The sequence below is a fragment of the Portibacter marinus genome, assembly GCF_021533195.1.
Classification (GTDB): domain Bacteria; phylum Bacteroidota; class Bacteroidia; order Chitinophagales; family Saprospiraceae; genus Portibacter; species Portibacter marinus.
In genome coordinates this window covers 1-19,154 of record NZ_JAJNKB010000006.1, presented here as the reverse complement: position 1 = coordinate 19,154, position 19,154 = coordinate 1, and the positions used below count along the sequence as shown (strand labels likewise).

Annotated in this window: 17 protein-coding genes; 7 read left to right on the top strand and 10 right to left on the bottom strand. The window is 39.3% G+C overall.

The window, feature by feature from the left end; all coding sequences use genetic code 11:
• Positions 1–45: 45 nt before the first annotated feature.
• The 9 genes from L2567_RS14035 to L2567_RS13995 all read right to left on the bottom strand — a co-directional run bounded on the left by L2567_RS14035 (position 46) and on the right by L2567_RS13995 (position 9,435).
• Complete coding sequence (locus L2567_RS14035) at positions 46–561, bottom strand: OmpH family outer membrane protein (RefSeq protein ID WP_235298426.1); 516 nt, start codon at positions 559–561, stop codon at positions 46–48.
• Between the two features lie 283 nt (positions 562–844).
• The gene (locus L2567_RS14030) at positions 845–1,585 is read right to left on the bottom strand and encodes a hypothetical protein (RefSeq protein ID WP_235298425.1); all 741 of its coding nucleotides are present in this window, start codon (positions 1,583–1,585) and stop codon (positions 845–847) included.
• A gap of 10 nt (positions 1,586–1,595) precedes the next feature.
• On the bottom strand, positions 1,596–2,903 hold the full coding sequence (locus L2567_RS14025) for an LVIVD repeat-containing protein (protein WP_235298424.1): 1,308 nt from the start codon (positions 2,901–2,903) through the stop codon (positions 1,596–1,598).
• Positions 2,904–3,039: 136 nt separating this feature from the next.
• Positions 3,040–3,387: a hypothetical protein gene (locus L2567_RS14020; protein ID WP_235298423.1), complete on the bottom strand. Its 348-nt coding sequence runs from the start codon at positions 3,385–3,387 to the stop codon at positions 3,040–3,042.
• Positions 3,380–4,798: a 23S rRNA (uracil(1939)-C(5))-methyltransferase RlmD gene (gene rlmD / locus L2567_RS14015; RefSeq protein ID WP_235298422.1), complete on the bottom strand. Its 1,419-nt coding sequence runs from the start codon at positions 4,796–4,798 to the stop codon at positions 3,380–3,382. Before rlmD ends, L2567_RS14020 begins: the two co-directional genes overlap by 8 nt.
• Positions 4,798–6,726, bottom strand: a complete 1,929-nt coding sequence (locus L2567_RS14010; protein ID WP_235298421.1) for an OmpA family protein — start codon at positions 6,724–6,726, stop codon at positions 4,798–4,800. The genes rlmD and L2567_RS14010 overlap by 1 nt, the downstream gene beginning before the upstream one ends.
• Before the next feature lie 32 nt (positions 6,727–6,758).
• Entirely contained in the window at positions 6,759–7,778 is a 1,020-nt protein-coding gene (locus L2567_RS14005) for a tetratricopeptide repeat protein (protein WP_235298420.1), read from the bottom strand.
• Positions 7,779–7,894: 116 nt separating this feature from the next.
• On the bottom strand, positions 7,895–8,917 hold the full coding sequence (locus L2567_RS14000; protein ID WP_235298419.1) for an SPASM domain-containing protein: 1,023 nt from the start codon (positions 8,915–8,917) through the stop codon (positions 7,895–7,897).
• Positions 8,914–9,435, bottom strand: coding sequence for a DinB family protein (locus tag L2567_RS13995; RefSeq protein WP_235298418.1), 522 nt, complete (start codon positions 9,433–9,435; stop codon positions 8,914–8,916). Before L2567_RS13995 ends, L2567_RS14000 begins: the two co-directional genes overlap by 4 nt.
• 197 nt (positions 9,436–9,632) lie before the next feature.
• On the opposite strand from L2567_RS13995, the gene pth reads away from it, so the two are divergent.
• From pth to xylA, 4 genes are all read left to right on the top strand, one after another.
• Positions 9,633–10,190 (top strand): aminoacyl-tRNA hydrolase, encoded by a 558-nt coding sequence (gene pth, locus L2567_RS13990; RefSeq protein WP_235298417.1) that lies wholly within the window; start codon positions 9,633–9,635, stop codon positions 10,188–10,190.
• Between the two features lie 133 nt (positions 10,191–10,323).
• Positions 10,324–11,013 (top strand): NUDIX hydrolase, encoded by a 690-nt coding sequence (locus tag L2567_RS13985; protein ID WP_235298416.1) that lies wholly within the window; start codon positions 10,324–10,326, stop codon positions 11,011–11,013.
• Positions 11,010–12,491, top strand: a complete 1,482-nt coding sequence (locus L2567_RS13980; RefSeq protein WP_235298415.1) for a xylulokinase — start codon at positions 11,010–11,012, stop codon at positions 12,489–12,491. Before L2567_RS13985 ends, L2567_RS13980 begins: the two co-directional genes overlap by 4 nt.
• Positions 12,491–13,801: a xylose isomerase gene (gene xylA / locus L2567_RS13975; RefSeq protein WP_235298414.1), complete on the top strand. Its 1,311-nt coding sequence runs from the start codon at positions 12,491–12,493 to the stop codon at positions 13,799–13,801. The genes L2567_RS13980 and xylA overlap by 1 nt, the downstream gene beginning before the upstream one ends.
• A gap of 78 nt (positions 13,802–13,879) precedes the next feature.
• Here the strand turns inward: xylA and L2567_RS13970 are convergent, their stop codons facing one another.
• Positions 13,880–15,601, bottom strand: a complete 1,722-nt coding sequence (locus L2567_RS13970) for an amidohydrolase family protein (protein WP_235298413.1) — start codon at positions 15,599–15,601, stop codon at positions 13,880–13,882.
• Positions 15,602–15,870: 269 nt separating this feature from the next.
• Between L2567_RS13970 and L2567_RS13965 the strand changes: the two genes are divergently transcribed.
• Genes L2567_RS13965 through asnS form a run of 3 tightly spaced genes read left to right on the top strand, consistent with a single transcriptional unit; the run spans position 15,871 to position 18,449 of the window.
• Positions 15,871–16,461 carry a YceI family protein gene (locus L2567_RS13965; RefSeq protein ID WP_235298412.1) on the top strand — a complete coding sequence of 197 codons (591 nt, stop codon included), beginning with the start codon at positions 15,871–15,873 and terminating at the stop codon, positions 16,459–16,461.
• A gap of 60 nt (positions 16,462–16,521) precedes the next feature.
• On the top strand, positions 16,522–16,977 hold the full coding sequence (locus L2567_RS13960; RefSeq protein WP_235298411.1) for a MarR family winged helix-turn-helix transcriptional regulator: 456 nt from the start codon (positions 16,522–16,524) through the stop codon (positions 16,975–16,977).
• Between the two features lie 38 nt (positions 16,978–17,015).
• Entirely contained in the window at positions 17,016–18,449 is a 1,434-nt protein-coding gene (gene asnS, locus L2567_RS13955; protein WP_235298410.1) for an asparagine--tRNA ligase, read from the top strand.
• The last annotated feature ends 705 nt before the right edge of the window (positions 18,450–19,154 follow it).

Sequence of the window (19,154 nt, the reverse complement as noted above, 5' to 3'; positions counted from 1 at the left end):
ACTTTAAATATATGTTTATTCTAATAAGGCTGCAAAAATAAAATTTTATTTTAAACCCAGTTTTCTTTTAACGTCTAAGGTTTTGTCGTATTCATCGCTGGTAAATAAAATACCCGCAGAACCTGCTTTGTCGAAAATAATATCGTATCCTCGATCGCTTGCAAACTCCTCAATGGTAGCAAATACTTTTTCCTGTATGGGCTGGACCAATTCTTGTCTTTTCTTAAATAAGTCACCTTCTGGCCCGAATTTCTGCTTTTGCATTTCACGGACTCTCTTTTCAGCCTCCATGATTTCGTTCTCTTTTTCAGTCTTTTGTTCGTCACTTAAAAGCACTTGTTCCGCTTGATATTTATTGTACATACTTTTGATCTTATCGTACTCAACACCTATTTCCTGCCTCCATGCAGCTGCGATTTTGTCAACTTCTTGCTGGGCAACTTTGTACTCTGACATATCTCCAAGTATCGAATTAACGTCTATTATAGCAATTCTTTGAGCGTTAGAACTAAAGCTCATCGTTATTACCATAGCAGCTAGGACTAATATTTTCTTGATCATAACATCTGTTTTTCAATTTTGAAATTGAGCGAGGCAAAAATACGATTTTCTCGCTCTTGTTCTTATAAGACTGAATCAGGATCTAAAAGTTTCCTTATTATCAAAATGTTAAGGTTGCATTCAAATTCTAATCCACTGTTAATTAACGAATTGTAGCCTTCCTCAGTAGAAAACACTTCAAATTTTAACGATAGTTTAACGCATAAAAAAACCGGACCAGTTTATTACTGGTCCGGCATTACATAGTTATGCAATTTTACATGAGATCCTACATCATGTTTCTTTATAGCATTAAAGCCATTCCAAATTCTAATCGTCTGTGCAAAATATCTTCACGTCTTGTCTCCCATGAATTACTTAAAATATAATCCACCTTTTGAAAACGTAGTCCTGCGAAAAGATTGACCATTAAACCTCGGGATCCAAGTCTCAATCCTACATATGGATTGGTCATCAAACCTCCATCAGCTTGTGTTATGTTATATTCTTCCCTTTTAAACGCCATCCCATAACCCATTTTCATACCGACATAGGGCACATTGTTCCCTGAAGTTAAGTTTATTTTCGCATTAGCAAAAATTGGGAAAATTTCTCTACCTGGTGCCGCATAGTAATTATCCATTCCAAACCCACCCCCGAAAGCGACCATCGCATTCTTTTGATAGAGCAAGTTATAAGATAAGGTTACACCATTGCCATTATTGTTAGACAACAAGCCTACTTGAGCCTCGTGGAAAAATCTTTGTGTTTTCATCGGAATAACAGCTCTAGAAACGCTCCTTTCCTTTTCTTCGTGCATAACGATCCTTTTGATCTGATTCGCATAAAAAGTAAGTTCATTTCCATTCTTTAGTTTCATGGTTACGCTATCATCAGGATGATATTCGGTTATGGCGCCAACGATCTTGCTACCATGATTAAGAAAAATGAGGTCTTTGTAGATTAAAGATTCATTCTGAGCTTCCAGGTTTTGCAATCCTAAAAAAAGTAGAATGATCAATAAAAGTTTATTTAGTGTTTGCATGTTAATGGGTCTAGTTTTCAACCAATATGGAACTGATTAATGAAGGTCGCTTTGGATCTTTTACATTGTATTGGAAAAAACCATCACTACCTACCAGGAATAGCAGTTCTGAATTCAAAGAGATGACGTCGTAGGCATTGATATCCGAAAGATGAGCCAATTCGTTTCTGGTAATGGCTTCAGCATCGCTGGCATCAAAAACCTTTAACCCGAAATTGCCTTCACAGATAAATAAATTATTATCTCTGATGGCAAGACCATGTGGATGTTTCATATCATAAGATTTGATGAGGCTAGGTCTGTAAATGTTACTGACGTCGATAACATCGAGTTGGTTGTCAAATCCATTGCATTGGTTGCCATCTCTTAAAGTCACATAAGCAATGTCATCTTGCACTACAACAGGATCACAGGCTTGAGCATGTCTGAATTCGGCAGTCTGTAGTGGATTAGATGGGTCTGAATTATCAAAAATAAACATACCGGCATTACTACCGATAAATAATTTGTCTTGATAAGGAAAAATAGTTTCTATACCCCATCCAAGGTGCTTGCTAGTAATTCTTTCGGGATTTGCTTCATTGGCAATATCCCAAATATTCAAAGACGACTGATCAACAGTGTATAAGTAGTCATCATAGATCGTGAATCTGGCAAATGAGCCTCCTACTCCTGAATTACCTGAACTTGAAGATTCTCCAAAACTAAGAACATTATTAGCGTTAAAACCACCACGATCAAACGTAATTCCATTGCCTTCAGCAAACCACACCATATCATCTCTTCTAAAAAAGCGTTGCCCAAAATTCTGGTCCGAACAATCAAAGGTCTCGACAATATTTGATCTCGTGTGGTAAACCACATGTCGTTGATCAAGATTTTCATAAAGCCAATCCTCTTCAGGTTTGATACGATCTCGACTGGTCAGCACTGGATTCTTAATGTCTTCTATATTGATCGCCATGAGAAACAATGGGTTATCAGCGAAAAGGGTCTTATTCTTAATGGCCATGTCGAAATTTCCTGGAAGATTATAAAAAGTCACATATTTAGGACTGCTTGGATCAGCATTGTCATAAATATGAATTCCCACACCCTTCTCATTAATGAATAAGTAGTTTTGATAGAAATATATTTTACCGGGATTTTCAAGAGATCGCCCGTCTACGGTCCTAACATCATAAGCCAATTCCTGTCCGCTCATGTACACAGGATTGTATCTGACGTATTCTCTTGTGGCATCGCATTTGTCCTCGAGGCAGGATTGGCTGAGAAGGCCAAGGAAAACAAAAGCGCATAATAATTTTAAAGTTTTCATTAATTCTATTTTAAAGTTTTTTCAATGAAGCAAATGGGTAAGCATTACCTCTTCAATTTTAATCATGCTTTTACGCGTAAAAACATCTATTCATTAAGACGGAAAAGGGTTAAAAAGGGTTGGTAGACTTGACTAATTATTGTTCAAGAAAAATGAATTGTGCCCCGAGCTCACTGATTACAAATAAGCAAAGATGGGTGTCTGTATCCTTGTATGCCTCCTTGAACTTGTCAATATTTTCTGAAGGAATCAGAGATTTAGAGTGAAATTCTTCGAGACTGGAAGCGTGAATATTCCAATTACCCTTCGACTTTTTCTTTTCTACGATAGGAATTCCTACTTCGATAGCGTGTTGATGAAAAACAAAAATAGGGTATTTAGATACATCTTTAGTCATGATGATGTCCTGAGCTTTGATCAACACATTGCGATAAACTTTCAACTCATTTTCTAACTGGAGTAGTTTTTCAGCATCTTCAGCCATTGGTCTTTAGTTTTAGTAAGGCAACACTTTCTACATGATGGGTATGCGGGAACATATCCACGGGTTGTATTTTTTCCAAGGTATACTTTTCTGACAATAATCCTATATCTCTAGCTTGGGTGGACGGATTGCAACTGATGTATACGATTTTAGGAGTTTCTAACTTTAAAAACATATCCACTACCTCTTTATGCATTCCCGATCTCGGGGGGTCAGTAATGATGATATCCGCTACTCCGTGATTTTCGACAAATCTATCTGTCCACAGGTCTTTCACATCTCCTGCGTAAAAACTGGCATGATGGATCTGATTGTGCGAAGCATTTTCTTTAGCCCATTCAATGGCTTCCGGAATCTCTTCGATTCCGACGATAGACTTGCATTGGTCTGCTACAAAAAGAGCGATACTTCCTAGACCTGTATAAAGATCGTAAACATTATCATCCGGTTGAATATTTGCAAATTGCCTGGCAATCTGATATAATTTCGCAGCTTGTTTAGTATTGGTTTGAAAAAATGACTTGGGTCCAATTTTATATTCTAGAGGGCCCAATCTTTCTTTCAGGTAGGGTTCACCATGAACATGAATGGGATCGAGGTCGTAAAAGGAGGAATTGTTTTTAGGGTTTATGATGTGAAACATGCTGACGATTTGAGGAAACTGAGAAAGGACAGCTTCTGTGATATTCGCCATCTTTTGCTTTTCTTCTCGACCAAAAATTAAAATCAGCATGACCTCTCCTTTAAGATTGGTCCTCACCACCATTTCACGAAGAAAACCGTGATTTCCTCGGATATCATAATAGGAATATGCTTCAGAAGACGTGAAATCCTGAATAAAATTTCTGATTTGATTAGAAATATCGACTTGAAGATGGCAGGTGTTGATGTCAACGATTTTATCAAATACTCCTGGTCTGTGAAACCCTACCGCTTTGGATTGCTCAATGTCTTCTCCAGAGGCTACTTCTTCTTCCGTGATCCAGCGCTTGTTTGAAAAGCTATATTCCAATTTGTTGCGATAAAGCCTTAAACTTGTATTTCCTAAAATGGGCAAAAACTCGACGGGCTCTACTTTAGCGATGCGTTTTATCGCATCCCGCACCTGTTTTTCTTTATGCTCAATTTGAATTTTATAATCTAGATGTTGCCATTTGCAGCCGCCGCAAATGCCAAAATGCTCACAAAATGGTTCTACGCGATGTTCAGATTTTTCCGTGACCTCTGAAACAAAACCAAATGGAACCCCTTTCTTTTTCCTTTTAATCACAGCATTGACCGTATCACCAGGTACACCACCTTGTAAAAAATAAACGGTACCATTTTCATCTCTTCCCACACTCATCCCCTTGTCAGCGATTCCGGAAATGGTGATGTCTTTAACCATTTTTGCCTTCTTCCTTCTTCCCATTACTCTACAGTTATAAATTCAGTTCTTCTGTTTAATCTTCTTCCTTCTTCAGTTTCATTTGTACTGATCGGCTGAGATTCCCCCAATCCCCTGTAAGATAGTCTTTCAGACTGAACCCCTTTTCTGGTCAAGTATTCATATACCGACTTTGCACGGTTTTCTGAAAGCAATTGATTATCCTCTTCCGGCCCTACATTATCAGTATGTCCTCTTATTTCTATTTTCAAATCTGGATTTTCTTTTAATAAATCTACCAGATGGTTTAGTTCAAAAAATGATTCCTCCAGGAGCTCAAAAGATCCGGTTTCAAATAAAACGTTCTTAAGAATAACAGGCTCAGGGTCAGCTTCAACTATCGGTTCTACTTTTTTCAAATAGATATTGACTTCAAATGCAGTTTCTGAGGTGGATGGATTGTCTAATTCTATCCTTTCGGAATGGAGATAATAATTCTCCTTGTCAATGTTTATACTAAAGTTCTCGCCTACAGGTAGAATAACTAAAACTTCGCCTTCGGAATCTGTAACCCTGGACCTCGCTAAACGGCTGGAGGACTGAATATCCACCCTTGCGGCCAAAGGGTTGTGAGTTTTTGCATCATAAACGTTTATTCTTACGAAGCCTACAGGGTCTGCTGATGATGCTTTCGGCAGCTCGAAAGTATATATATCGGTATGATTTCTATCAAAACCTACTGTGCCACTACCTTTGGAATAATAAGCGGTTTTTCCATCCAGGCCGACGATCATGGCTCCTTCATGGTCTTCGGTATTGATAGGATAACCCAAGTTAACCGGATCTGACCATTGGCCATCGCTGCCTAGCTCAGATTTAAACAGATCAAAACTTCCCATGCCCGGATGTCCATCAGACTTAAAGTAAAGCGTCTTTCCGTCAGGGTGTAAAAAAGGTGATTCTTCTTTGAAAGGGGTATTGATCACTGGTCCAAGATTCTGTGGTATCAACCACTTGCCTTCCTCATTTCTTTTGCTCCACCACAGATCGCTTTCACCATGGCCACCAGGTCGCTTGCTTGCAAAAATAATGATTTCACCATCTGCCGAAATGGAAGGTTGACTGTCCCAGGCATTGCTGTTTATTGCATCAAAAAACGTGGGCCGACTCCAAACCCCTTCTTTTTTAAAAGCAGCATAAATGTTACACCCTCGAGGGGTTCTATTCCGACCATCTGAACAGAAAGTAAAAAGTATCGTTTTTCCATTGGCAGATATGGCATGTGCGCCTTCGTTTTCAAGCGTATTTAAATTGGGAAGCAACTGTGCTTCTGTCCAGTTGTCCAGGGAGTCCTTTTCTGCATAGTAGATATCTTCCTGGTTTTGGGTCACTCTTGTGAAAAATAGTTTTTGGCCGTCGGCAGTCAGGGAAGGTAGATACTCAGAATAGTTAGGACTATTAATCGCTTCCGGTAGCATAACGGGGTCAAAAGGTAAAGGATTTGCAAGGGCATACTTTCTAAATTCAAAATCCCTTATTTTCTTTTCAACTTCGTTTCGGTATTCCGGTCTGATCTTTTTATCTTTTAACAAGTAAACCTTATAGGTGTCAATGGCTTCCTGGAAATTTTTACTGGCCTCATAACTTTGCGCCAATGCCTGGTAAGCGCGAACATTGTATGTGGAATCCAGGTCAATGGCAGATTTAAAATGATCGATGGCTTGCTCGTAACTTTGATTGCTGTAAAGTAAACCACCAAGCTGAAGGTGGGCATCAATAAACTTAGACTCTTTTTCTAACGCCTTCTCTAGTTTGTCAATGGCTTCTTCGACCTTATTTTCTGAAATACATTTCTGTGCTTTTTCATACAATTTCGAAAGAGCCTTAGGTGCATTGTTTTCAGTGACGATAGACTGGCCACCTAAAACCATTGGCACAAAAAACAAAAACAGTACAAAGTATTTGCTATTCATACTTAAGTTAACGAAACGAAGATATAGGAATGTTATGCCATCTGGGCAGCAAGTTTCTCAGCATTGTCGAAACCTAGCTCTTTAGCCATCTTAATGTCCTTAATAGAACCGTTCTTACCGGCCTTCTTCTTAGCCAGACCACGGTAGAAGTACTTCTCTTTTTCTGGAATCTCATCGAGCTTACTCCTTTCCGCAATTGATGCATTAAATGCCTTGATGGCTTCTTCATATTCTTCTAGCTCCACCAGAACTTTGCCGTACTTAAACTGAACTGCTGACATCCACTTTAGATTAGGGCTGTCTTCCTCGAAAGAGCGGTTGCTAAACAACTTCAGATCGAAAGCGGCTTTCTTGTACTCCTTAAGTTTAATATGACAATCCGCCTTTAGTCTGCGTGCTTTCCAATAGATACTCTGGAGGGCTATTGATTTTTTGGTTGCCATATCAAAATCAGCTGCAGCTTCTTTCCAATTTTCATTGATCATGTGGACTTTACCTCTTCCATAGTAGGCTGCGGGATTTGTATCGTCGATTCCGATGCTTTTATTATAGTCTCTTAAAGCATCATGATATTTTTTGAGGATAAAATTGACTTTTGCACGGCGCTCATAAGCCTGAGCATGACGATTGTATTTTTCAATGGCTTTTGTGAGGTGCTTGATCGCTTCCTGTTGTTCTCCCTCTGACTTAACCAACTTTTTACCTTTCTGGAAATATTGAACAACGGCTTTATCAGATTTCGGTTCTACGTGAGAGTGTGCAAGCACTGTTCCCGTATCTGTTAACCACCCATCTATGCTTCCAGATATGGCAAACTGCGCACAATAGCCAAGCAAGTCCATGGTGTTTTTGAATGATTTTTGAGTGACCTGTCCCACGAATCTTTTGAGGTCCATATAGAAGCCATCTTCAAAGAAGATTTCTTCTTCTTTGAACAGTATGTCATTCTTATGGTAGTTCTCTGTTCTGTAATTGAACATCTTCACTACCTTTTCATAACTCTTAGCATTTCCAAATTCAAGTCTACCCTGAATAATCGACTTAATCCACATTAATCTTAATATTTACTAAAATTAAGTTATTCATGGTCATAGGTGTCACCGCGTTAATTCATGAGGGGAAACATAAAGGTCTTAAAAAAGATTGTAAATCAAAAGTTTATTTAGGATTATGCCCAAACTTTACAGCCTTCTGTACAATTTGTGCAGATTTCAATCTGGTCGCGACCTAAAAGAATCTGACTTCTAAATTGTTGGTATGCATCACCCTGCCATAATTCACTAAAACTCTGTTCCTTGAGATCGCCAAGTTTGTAAGTGGCATCTTTATCAAAACAACAAGGAACCACCATCCCATCCCAAGTAATGACGCATGATTGCCACAATCGCCAGCAATGATTCAACAACTCGTTTTTAACTTCGTATTTACCATTGGCCTTCTGTCGATATCTGGCATATTTATCAATAGACGGAATCAGTGGGTTTCCATTTTCATATTCATACACTTGTGCGGTTTTCAGTTTGACTTCATCAACCCCTACCTCTTTAGCCAGTCTGTAGATTTCGGGAATTTGGTGTTCATTAGGCTTAACAACTAAAAACTGAAAAATGATGTGAGGATTAGAAGCTTTCAGCTTCTTTTTCCATTTAACCAGGTTTCGTGTTCCTGCTAAAACATTGGCCAGGCTTCCTTCTTTACGATATTGTTCATAAACTTCCTGTGTGGTACCATCTACACTAATGATGATGCGATCTAGTCCTGATTCTATGGTTTTCCTGGCATTTTCATCGTTTAAGAAATGACCATTGGTGGAGGTGATGGTATAGATGCCTTTTTGATGCGCATAGTTGACCATATCTAAAAACTTTGGATTAATATAAGGTTCCCCCTGGAAGTAGAAAATGAGATACATCAGGTCATGATAAAGCTCCTCGATGGTGTCTTTAAAGAAATCCTCTTTCAGATTACCGGTAGGTCTGGAAAAGGCCCTTAAACCAGAAGGACATTCCGGACATCTGAGATTACAAGCCGTCGTTGGTTCCACGGAAATGGTAAACGGCATCCCCCATTGAGTGGCTTTCCGGGTGTATTTAGTATAGTAAAATGAGCTTAAAACTTTTGCTGCATTAGCAAGTTTTCTAGGGGTAAGTTTTCTTGCGAAGCGCAATGTATCTGATGCATAAAAAGTCATATACCATATCGATCTTTAAGGATATTGACGTGATACTTGCAATGTCCTGCTATAAAATAACCTATGGTACTGGATTTTACTTTGTAACCACTGGCTGTCCCCTCGTTTTCAAGTTCGGTACCACCTAACATTTCATACAACAAAATGTTAGCAGACCGTAAATGTTCAAAACATTGTATCAATTCACCCAAACTGGTATTTTCAGGATTTACTCCAGACATGTAATCGTTCTGATCAAAGCCTGGCAGTGATTGTTTTTCTCCCCTGGCGATCGCAAGGCCTCGATACCCAAAGACCATTTCTGTATCAATAATATGAATCAATACTTGCTTGACCGTCCATTTGCCCTCGGCATAGCGAAAATCAGATTTGTCATCTGGAATATTGCGAAAACATCTCAGTGCATATGCTTTCTCTTTTTTCAGTGTTTCGATTAGAGGAGCATCCTCTAGCGTGTCGATGTAGCCTTTATAAAAAATCGGGTATTCACCCTTTTTAGGTTTGTGATTTTGAATCATTTCACAAAGATAATCATTATAGATTTGTCAGGATCTAAGCTGAACAAACACATTTTTGTTTTTGGAGTCAGCGGATCGTTTAGTTAGACTTGGACTAAAATTTGCTTTATTAATAAAAATGTTCAAAATGGGATCTTATGTTCCAATTCATCACTAATTTCTTTAAGCATAGAAAAAAGCGTAAAAAGCCTGATCCAATGAAGTATTTAATTGTAGGTTTGGGAAATATGGGTGCAGACTATGAGGGCACAAGACACAATGTGGGCTTTAATGTAGTAGAGCATCTTGCGAAAGAGCACAATGCAGAATGGAAGGATATGATGTTAGGTGATCTGGCTGAAATTAAACACAAAGGAAGAAAGATCATTTTGCTTAAACCGTCCACTTATATGAATAGAAGTGGCAAAGCAGTAAATTATTGGTTGCAGAAAGAGAAAATTAAAAACTCAAATTTGTTGATCATATTAGACGACCTCAATCTACCCTTCGGCAGAATTAAGATCAAGCCAAAGGGCAAAAATGGTGGTCATAATGGTTTAAAGGACATTGATCAGATGTTGGGTGGAAATTTGTATGCCAGATTGCGAGTGGGTATTGGTAGTGATTTTCACAAGGGTCAGCAGGTGAATTATGTTTTAGGTCAATGGACCGATGAAGAAAGGAATGATCTGGATAAGATTATAGAACGTGCTGCTGCTGCTGCACTGAGCTTTACAGCGATCGGCATTCATTTCACGATGAATGAATATAATTAAAGGAGACATCGGGCTTATGATTGCGCTTCTGGGACTTATAGTGAACATGCAACAATCTAGTTAGCATTTTATTTAAATATTTATTACCCACCTATATTGTCATAATGACAATATTTGTTATCTTAGAGTCATTATGACATTCCACCCCTTTTCTCAAACTCTCATCAATCCCTCCCCGGAGGAAAATCTAATTCCCTCCTTGTCCGTTGACTGTGTCATCCTTGGATTTGAAGATGATCAGTTGAAAGTGTTATTGATTCAACATCATGGCGGACCCAAAGATGGAGAATGGGCGTTACCTGGAGATTTTGTTCACAAAAACATTGACCTGGAAAGCATGCCATACGAAGTGCTAAAGCGACTAACAGGGATCGAAGATATTTTTGTCGATCAATTTGGAGCCTTCGGTGCATGTGAAAGAGTAGACTACAGAAGAATCATCACGATAGGGTATTATGCGCTGATCAGCCCGGGCAAGTATGAATTAAAGATTGGAAACGGAGCAAAGAAGGTACAATGGTTTGCAGTAGATCGAGTTCCTTGTTTGATTTTTGATCACAATGAGCTTGTAGAGGCGGCCATTCGTCAATTACAAATGGATCTTGATATCAAACCGATTGGAAACAACTTGCTACCCGAAGAATTTACATTGACCCAAATGCAAAAACTCTACGAAGCCATACTGGGAGAAAAACAGGACACCAGAAATTTTAGAAGGAAAATTGCTAATCTAAAAATCTTGAAAGAAACAGGGAAGGTAGATGACTCGGCTCCACATAGAGCTCCCAAACTTTATCAATTTGATCAATCAAAACTAAAATGAAGTACGCACTTGGAATAGACGTAGGAAGCTCTTCAGTAAAAGTGGCTGTTGTGGAGGTGGACTCAGGCAAGTTAAGGGCAACTGCGCAGTATCCTAAAACAGAAATGTCCATGATCACCGAAAAGAAATCTTGGGCCGAGCAAGATCCTGAAATGTGGTGGGAAGCTTATTTAAAAGGTCTGGAAGAGGTAGGAAAAGAAAAGGGAATACTCGCTAATGTCACACACATAGGCATCTCCTATCAAATGCATGGTTTGGTATGTGTCAATGAAAAACAGCAGGTATTGAGACCTTCCATTATATGGTGTGACAGTAGGGCGGTTGAAATAGGTGATCAAGCATTTAAAGAGATCGGTTCGACCTTTTGTCTGGGTTGTTTATTAAATAGCCCTGGCAACTTTACGGCATCCAAACTAAAATGGGTAAAAGAAAACGAACCTGAAATTTATAAGCAAATCCATAAAATCATGCTTCCCGGTGATTACATAGCTATGAAGCTCTCGGGAAAAATTTCCACGACCATAAGTGGATTATCAGAAGGTGTATTTTGGGATTTCGAACACCAGGAAGTTAGCAATCAAATCATGAAGCAATTTGGATTTGACCATGACCTTATTCCTGAATATTATCCCAGTTTTTCAGAACATGCTGTCATCTCTGATGAAATAGCGCATGAGCTAGGACTTAACCCAGAAGTCAAAATAACTTATAAAGCTGGAGACCAACCCAACAATGCTTTATCGCTTAACGTCATGGAGCCTGGTGAAATCGCGGCTACTGCCGGAACCTCAGGTGTGGTCTATGGAGTCGTAGACGCTTTATTTGTAGACGAACGCCAAAGAGTGAACAGCTTTGCTCATGTTAATTACTCAACAGATCAACAAAGAATTGGTGTCTTATTGTGCATCAATGGTGTAGGAATTTCCAATGCATGGGTCAAAAGAAATTTTGGCTTTAAGGATTATGAAGAAATGAATAATGAAGCGGAGTCTCTAGATGCCGGGTCAGAGGGTTTATTCTTTTTCCCTTTTGGCAATGGAGCAGAAAGAATGTTGGGCAACAAAAACATAGAAGCCAGCATAGAAGGATTAAATTACAATATCCACAGCAGAGCACATATTGCCAGAGCTGTACAAGAAGGAATCGCATTTGCATTTGCTTATGGTATGGAAGCATTTAAAGAAAACAATATAGAATTGACGACCATAAGAGCAGGTCGGGCTAACATGTTTTTAAGTGACCTTTTTGCCCAAACTGTATCTGACCTGATGGTAATTCCTATAGAATTATACAATACAGATGGTGCTATCGGTGCAGCCAGAGGGGCACTGATCGGAGGAAGAGTGTTGGATCAGAAACAGGCGTTTTCGAATCTGCAAAGAGAAAAAACTTATCAACCCACTTCTCGTTCTTCCTACCTCGACATTTACAAGGAATGGAAAGATAAATTGACAAATAAACTTAAAAATAACATCTAATGAGCAAGACGTATTTTCCTCAGATTGGAAAAATCACTTTTGAGGGCAAAACTTCGAAGAATCCCATGGCTTATACCCACTATGATCCAAGTAAGAATATTCGGGGCAAAAGCATGAAAGAGTACTTTAAATTTGCCGTAGCCTATTGGCATAGCTTCTGTGGTACAGGTGCAGACCCATTCGGACCGGGAACCAGAAATTTAGAATGGAACAAAAGCGATGACGCATACAAACGCGCAACAGATAAAATGGATGCAGCCTTTGAATTCATTGGAAAGTTAGGCATACCTTATTATTGCTTTCATGATGTTGATTTGATAGATGAAGGAGATACCATTGCGGAGTATGAGAAAAGGATGAAATTTATTACGGACTATGCACTTCGTAAACAGGAAGGAACCGGAATTAAACTATTATGGGGAACAGCTAATTTGTTCTCACACTCGCGATACATGAATGGGGCATCTACCAATCCGGATTTTGCCGTTTTGGCACGAGGTGCGGTTCAGGTGAAGAACTCCATAGATGCCACGATTAAATTGGGTGGTCAAAACTATGTTTTCTGGGGTGGGCGAGAAGGCTATATGAGTCTGCTTAACACAGATATGAAACGCGAGAAAGAGCATATGGCCACTTTTCTTAAGAAAGCCCGTGATTATGGTCGGGAGAATGGTTTCGAAGGCACTTTTCTAATCGAACCTAAGCCTATGGAACCGTCGAAACATCAATATGATTTTGATGCAGCAACATGTATCCAGTTTCTTCAGGAACATGACTTGCTGGATGACTTCAAATTGAACATTGAGGTCAACCATGCTACGCTCGCTTCACATACTTTCGAGCATGAGCTGCAAGTGGCCGCAGATGCAGGAGCGTTGGGAAGCATTGACGCCAATAGGGGAGATTATCAAAATGGCTGGGATACGGATCAATTTCCGGTTGATTTGATGGAGCTTACTCAAGCAATGTTGGTCCTGTTGGAATCCGAACCATTGACAGGAGGGATTAATTTTGATGCTAAAGTGCGAAGGAATTCAACAGACATGGAAGATATGTTTATTGCCCACATTAGTGGAATGGATAATTTTGCAAGAGCGGCGCTAATTGCTGAAAATATACTAAAGAATTCAGATTATAAGTCACTGAGAAAGAAGAGATATAGTTCATATGATAGTGGTGTAGGAGAACGATTTGAGAATGGTGAAATTGGTTTTGAAGAGCTGAGAGATTTTGCAATTCAGAATGGTGAGCCGGATCAGATTAGTGGTCAGCAGGAGCTGTACGAGCGGATTATAAATATGTATATTTAGAGTTAAAGAGTTAAAGAGTTAAAGCCCTTCTTTCTATTTTTCTGCAAAGTATTGTGAAGGGCTTTTTTTGAGCAACCGTTATCGCACAAAATACACTTTGGCGATCTTATCTTCTTCTATTTTATAGATAGCAATCGCGGTGAATGGCCCAGATCCTTGCACACCTGTAATGCGCTCATGGTCGATAACGGTATTTCCATTGACAATTCTATTGACCAATTCACAATGTAGATCAGGATTGTTTTTAAAGAAAGAAGCATAACCTTCTCTCATTTCTTCTTTGCCCTTAGTCCTTAAGTCGTCAGGAAAATTATAGATTTCAATATCATTGCTGTACGGCTCCAAAAAGGCATCGATATCTCCGGCATTATATGCATTGAGCTGTTGCTGTGCCAATATTGCTGGCGTAACTTCCAGAATTTGCGATGCCTGATGCACCTTACCGCTTTTAACGACCATTTCGATGTCTTTTAAATTTTCAAGATTTTCTAATGGATTACTATTGAGGAGAACCAAATCTGCGACTTTGCCGATCTGGATGGAACCTAAAGTTTCTTCTTTGCCAACGGCTATTGCACCATTAATCGTTGAAGACCTGAGCATTTGCAAATTAGACAATCCGGCCTCTTGCATTGCATCTATTTCATCATAATAAGAGCTGGCGTGTAGTGTGCCAATGTTGCCTGCATCTGTCCCTGTAGCTATCGTGGTGTGATATTTGGTTAATAGATTGAAATTGACTTTCGTTGTACTATCGATGTATTCCTGACGTTCTAAAACCATAGGATAGTTGTCTTTCCAGCGCTGAAATTTGTCTTGAGCCGGTAGGTGTTCAGAGTCGAAAATTTCGCCCAAAATAAATGGGTTAGAAACCTCAAAATCTGTTTTGGTAGGTTTAAAATGACCTGAAAGCGTCCTGGAATAATTAGGGCCAACGACCAGTGTGGGTATGTAGACGACATTGCTGTCAACAATCATTTGGACAAATTCTTCATCAATCATGCCTTCAGCATCTGCTGCACTATGCACCAAGACGTCTGCTCCAGCCTTGACTGCAAGTTTGGCCGTATTTAGTTGTGTGGCATGCATAAAAACTTTGAAGTCATTTTTCCTACTTTCATCAACAGTAGCCTTCATAATGCCAAGAAGCTCTTCAGAAGAAATTCCCGGCAATGCAATCCCCCAAACCTTTATAAAGTCGGGCTCATATGGTATTTGTCTTCTTACAAGCTCCCGGGCCTCCTCCTCATTGTTGACTTTTATGATGGGAGAGTCTTCTATGTCATAGGCTGGAGGCTGGTAAGTAGAAACTAATGGGCCTGTCAAAAATAAATTGGGATAATCTGGATCATCTTTGAATTCCTCCCTGATGGAATAATTGGCCATGGGACCTCCTATATCAATGACGCTGGTAATGCCTAATCGCAAATATCTTTTCAATAGGTCACCAGCATTTTCTCTAAGAAACGATCTTTCTTTTTCATAAGGTTTAAATGCTGTCAGGTCAATGGCATCGGGACGGGTATAGATAGCTCCAGACTGAAATAAGTGTATATGGGAATCAAAAAGTCCAGGAATGATATAGTATTCTGAAGCATCTATGACTATAGCATTGTCGTGTACAAATTTGTTTTCAGAAATATTTTGAATAATGCCATACCGAATGAATAGGTGTCCATTTTTAAACGTTCCTGAATTCAAATCCAGATATCGGGCATTTTCTAAGACTAGCGTTTCTGGTTCTTGCGCCCAAACACTAAATGGGAGAATTAAAAAAATAAAAAGCACTGCTCTAATCATTGGTATGGACTTATTCTGAGGAACTAAGATATAAATTTAAAAGCCTAAATTATTAAATCAATAAAGGTGAATCCACCATCACCCGCTTTTCATGATTTACAAAACATGGTTATGTGTTAGATGATTAGATGCTAATGTGAATGTCGGCGCGGATACATTTTTCTAAATAACAACATTTGTTGACAACAAATATTGATAAAAACAAATTATGTTTGTGCTGTTGTTCATCATGAATAACTCAAACATTGACAAAAACAAAAATATTTAAAATGAAAAAAGGAATTTTATTGATGCTTGCAACTTTTACGATAGTTGCATTCTCATTTAGAAACGTTGTGATAGAAAACTATACAGCTGATGTAACAAAAAGTGAAATTAACTGGAAAGCTTACAAAGTTACTGGTCAACACGAAGGAACAGTTGAACTACAAGATGGTAACCTTGAGTTTACTGATGGCGCATTATCTGGTGGTAGTTTCGTTGTTAACATGCCTACCCTTGTGGCAACAGACCTCGAAGGTGAGTGGAAAGGAAAATTAGAAGGTCATTTAAAATCAGAAGACTTCTTTGCAGTAGATAAATATCCGACTGCCAAGTTTGTTATTACTAAAGTAGCTCCTAAAGGAACTCCCGGAGACTATAAAGTTTACGGAGACCTTACCATTAAAGGCAAAACCGAACCTATTGATTTTTACGCAAATGTAAAAGAAGAAAATGGCGCTAAAGTAGCCACTGCTAAATTAGAAATCGACCGAACTAAATATGATGTCAGATACGGATCAGGATCTTTCTTCTCCGGTTTAGGAGATAAAACAATCTATGATGAATTTGACTTAGATGTTATGATCGTAGCAGAATAAAAATTGAATTTAGAGCTGGAGCATTTTTTTTTGATCCGGCTCTAATTCTTTTATATCCATATGAAACTAGAAGAAGAAATAAAACAAAGCAAATTCAATTCAGAGCACCACAAGCTCGTTTTGAATTTGATGTACACCTTTAACTGGCTAGAGAAGCCTATCAAATTTGCGGTCTCTAAACATAAAATTACCATTCCTCAATACAATATCCTACGGATACTTAAGGGGTCATCGCCAAATCCACTCTCTCCCAGAGACATTAAAAAAGTCATGATCCACAAAAAATCGGACTTGACCAGATTGTTGGACCGCTTAGTTTCTAAAGATTTAGCACATCGAAGTATTTGTCCATCAAACCGAAGAAAAATGGACATTACCATCACAGAGAAAGGGCTTGAACTCTTAGAAAAATTGAATCCTGAGATTGCCAAGGTCTCCGATGAAAGAATAGCTAAAAACATATCTGAAAGTGAAGCTATAAAGGCGAATGAGTTGATTGATAAGTTGAGAGGTTAGACATTTTTAGTAACTTCGCGGCTTCATAAAAAAACAATATGGAGCGTACTAAAATTAAAACCTTACTATCCTCCGGAGAAATCGGAAAGTCAGTTTGTGTAAAGGGTTGGGTCAGATCATTTCGAAACAATCAGTTTATAGCCATTAATGATGGTTCGACCATCAAAACCATTCAAGCCGTAGCCGGGTTAGATGATTTTGAAGAAACGCTCAGAAGAAAAATCAATGTAGGAGCTGCAATTGGTGTTATTGGTCAATTAGTAGAATCAAAGGGTCGGGGACAAAGTGTGGAAATCCATGCTACTGAGATCACCATTTACGGTGAGGCAGATCCCGAAAAGTATCCTTTGCAGCCCAAAAAACATAGTATGGAGTTCTTAAGAGAGATTTCTCATCTTAGATTCAGAACCAATACTTTCGGAGCAGTATTTAGGATTAGACATGCTGCTGCATTTGCCATTCATAAGTTTTTCAACGATCAAGGATTTTTGTACTTACATTCTCCTATCATTACGGGTTCTGATGCCGAAGGTGCAGGTGAAATGTTTAGGGTCACCACGATCGATCCATCAAATCCACCAAGAAAAGAAGACGGTTCCATAGATTATCGCAAGGATTTTTTTGCCAAAGAAACCAATTTAACAGTATCAGGTCAATTAGAAGCAGAGCTGGGGGCATTAGCTTTCTCGGATGTCTATACATTTGGTCCAACCTTTAGAGCTGAAAATTCCAATACATCTCGTCACTTGGCTGAATTCTGGATGGTAGAACCCGAAATTGCCTTTGCAGGACTGAAGGAAAACATGGATCTGGCTGAGGAGATGCTCAAATTCATCATTGACTATGTCATTCAGAACTGCGAAGAGGATTTAGAGTTTTTAGAGAAGCGCCTTTTGGATGAAGAGAAGTCAAAGCCTCAAGCTGATCGATCTTCGATGACACTAAGAGAAAAGTTACAATTTTGTTTAGATCATGATTTTGTAAGGCTCACATACACTGAAGCCATTCAAATTTTGAAGAATTCTAAGCCAAATAAGAAAAAGAAATTTCAGTTTATCATTGATGAATGGGGTGCAGATTTGCAGTCTGAACATGAGCGGTATTTAGTCGAAAAACACTTTAAAAAGCCGGTGATATTAACAGATTATCCAGCTTCCATTAAGGCCTTTTACATGAGGCTTAATGAAGATGAAAAGACGGTTGCGGCTATGGACATTTTATTTCCGGGAATTGGAGAAATAGTGGGAGGATCAGTGAGAGAAGAGCGATATGAGGTATTGAAGAGCAAAATGGAGGCAAATGATATACCTGTAGAAGAAATGAATTGGTACTTAGATACCAGAAGGTTTGGAACTTGTCCACATGCGGGTTATGGGCTGGGGTTTTCGAGAATGATATTGTTTTTAACGGGGATGGGTAATATTAGGGATGTTATTCCATTTCCGAGAACACCCGGGAATGCTGGATTTTAGAGAGTCGGTCTGGAAGATTTCGCTATATGTATACATGTTGGTCAGAAATGGAATAACATGGCCGCCCATCCGCTTTCGCGGTTCGCTCATTTGAAGCCCTGTCGGACTTCACCCGAAGGGAACATTCGCTCTTCATTTCCGAGAACACCTGGGAATGCTGGATTTTAGAGAGTCGGTCTGGAAGATTTCGCTATATGTATAGATGTTGGTCAGAAATTGAATTCCATGGCCGCCCATCCGCTTTCGCGGTTCGCTCATTTGAAGCCCTGTCGGACTTCACCCGAAGGGAACATTCGCTCTTCATTTCCGAGAACACCCGGGAATGCTGGATTTTAGAGAGTCGGTCTGGAAGATTTCGCTATATGTATAGATGTTGGTCAGAAATGGAATAACATCGCCGCCCATCCGCTTTCGCGGTTCGCTCATTTGAAGTCCTGTCGGACTTCACCCAAAGGGAACATTCGCTCTTCATTTCCGAGAACACCCGGGAATGCTGGATTTTAGAGAGTCGGTCTGGAAGATTTCGCTATATGTATACATGTTGGTCAGAAATGGAATAACATCGCCGCCCATCCGCTTTCGCGGTTCGCTCATTTGAAGCCCTGTCGGACTTCACCCGAAGGGAACATTCGCTCTTCATTTCCGAGAACACCTGGGAATGCTGGATTTTAGAGAGTCGGTCTGGAAGATTTCGCTATATGTATA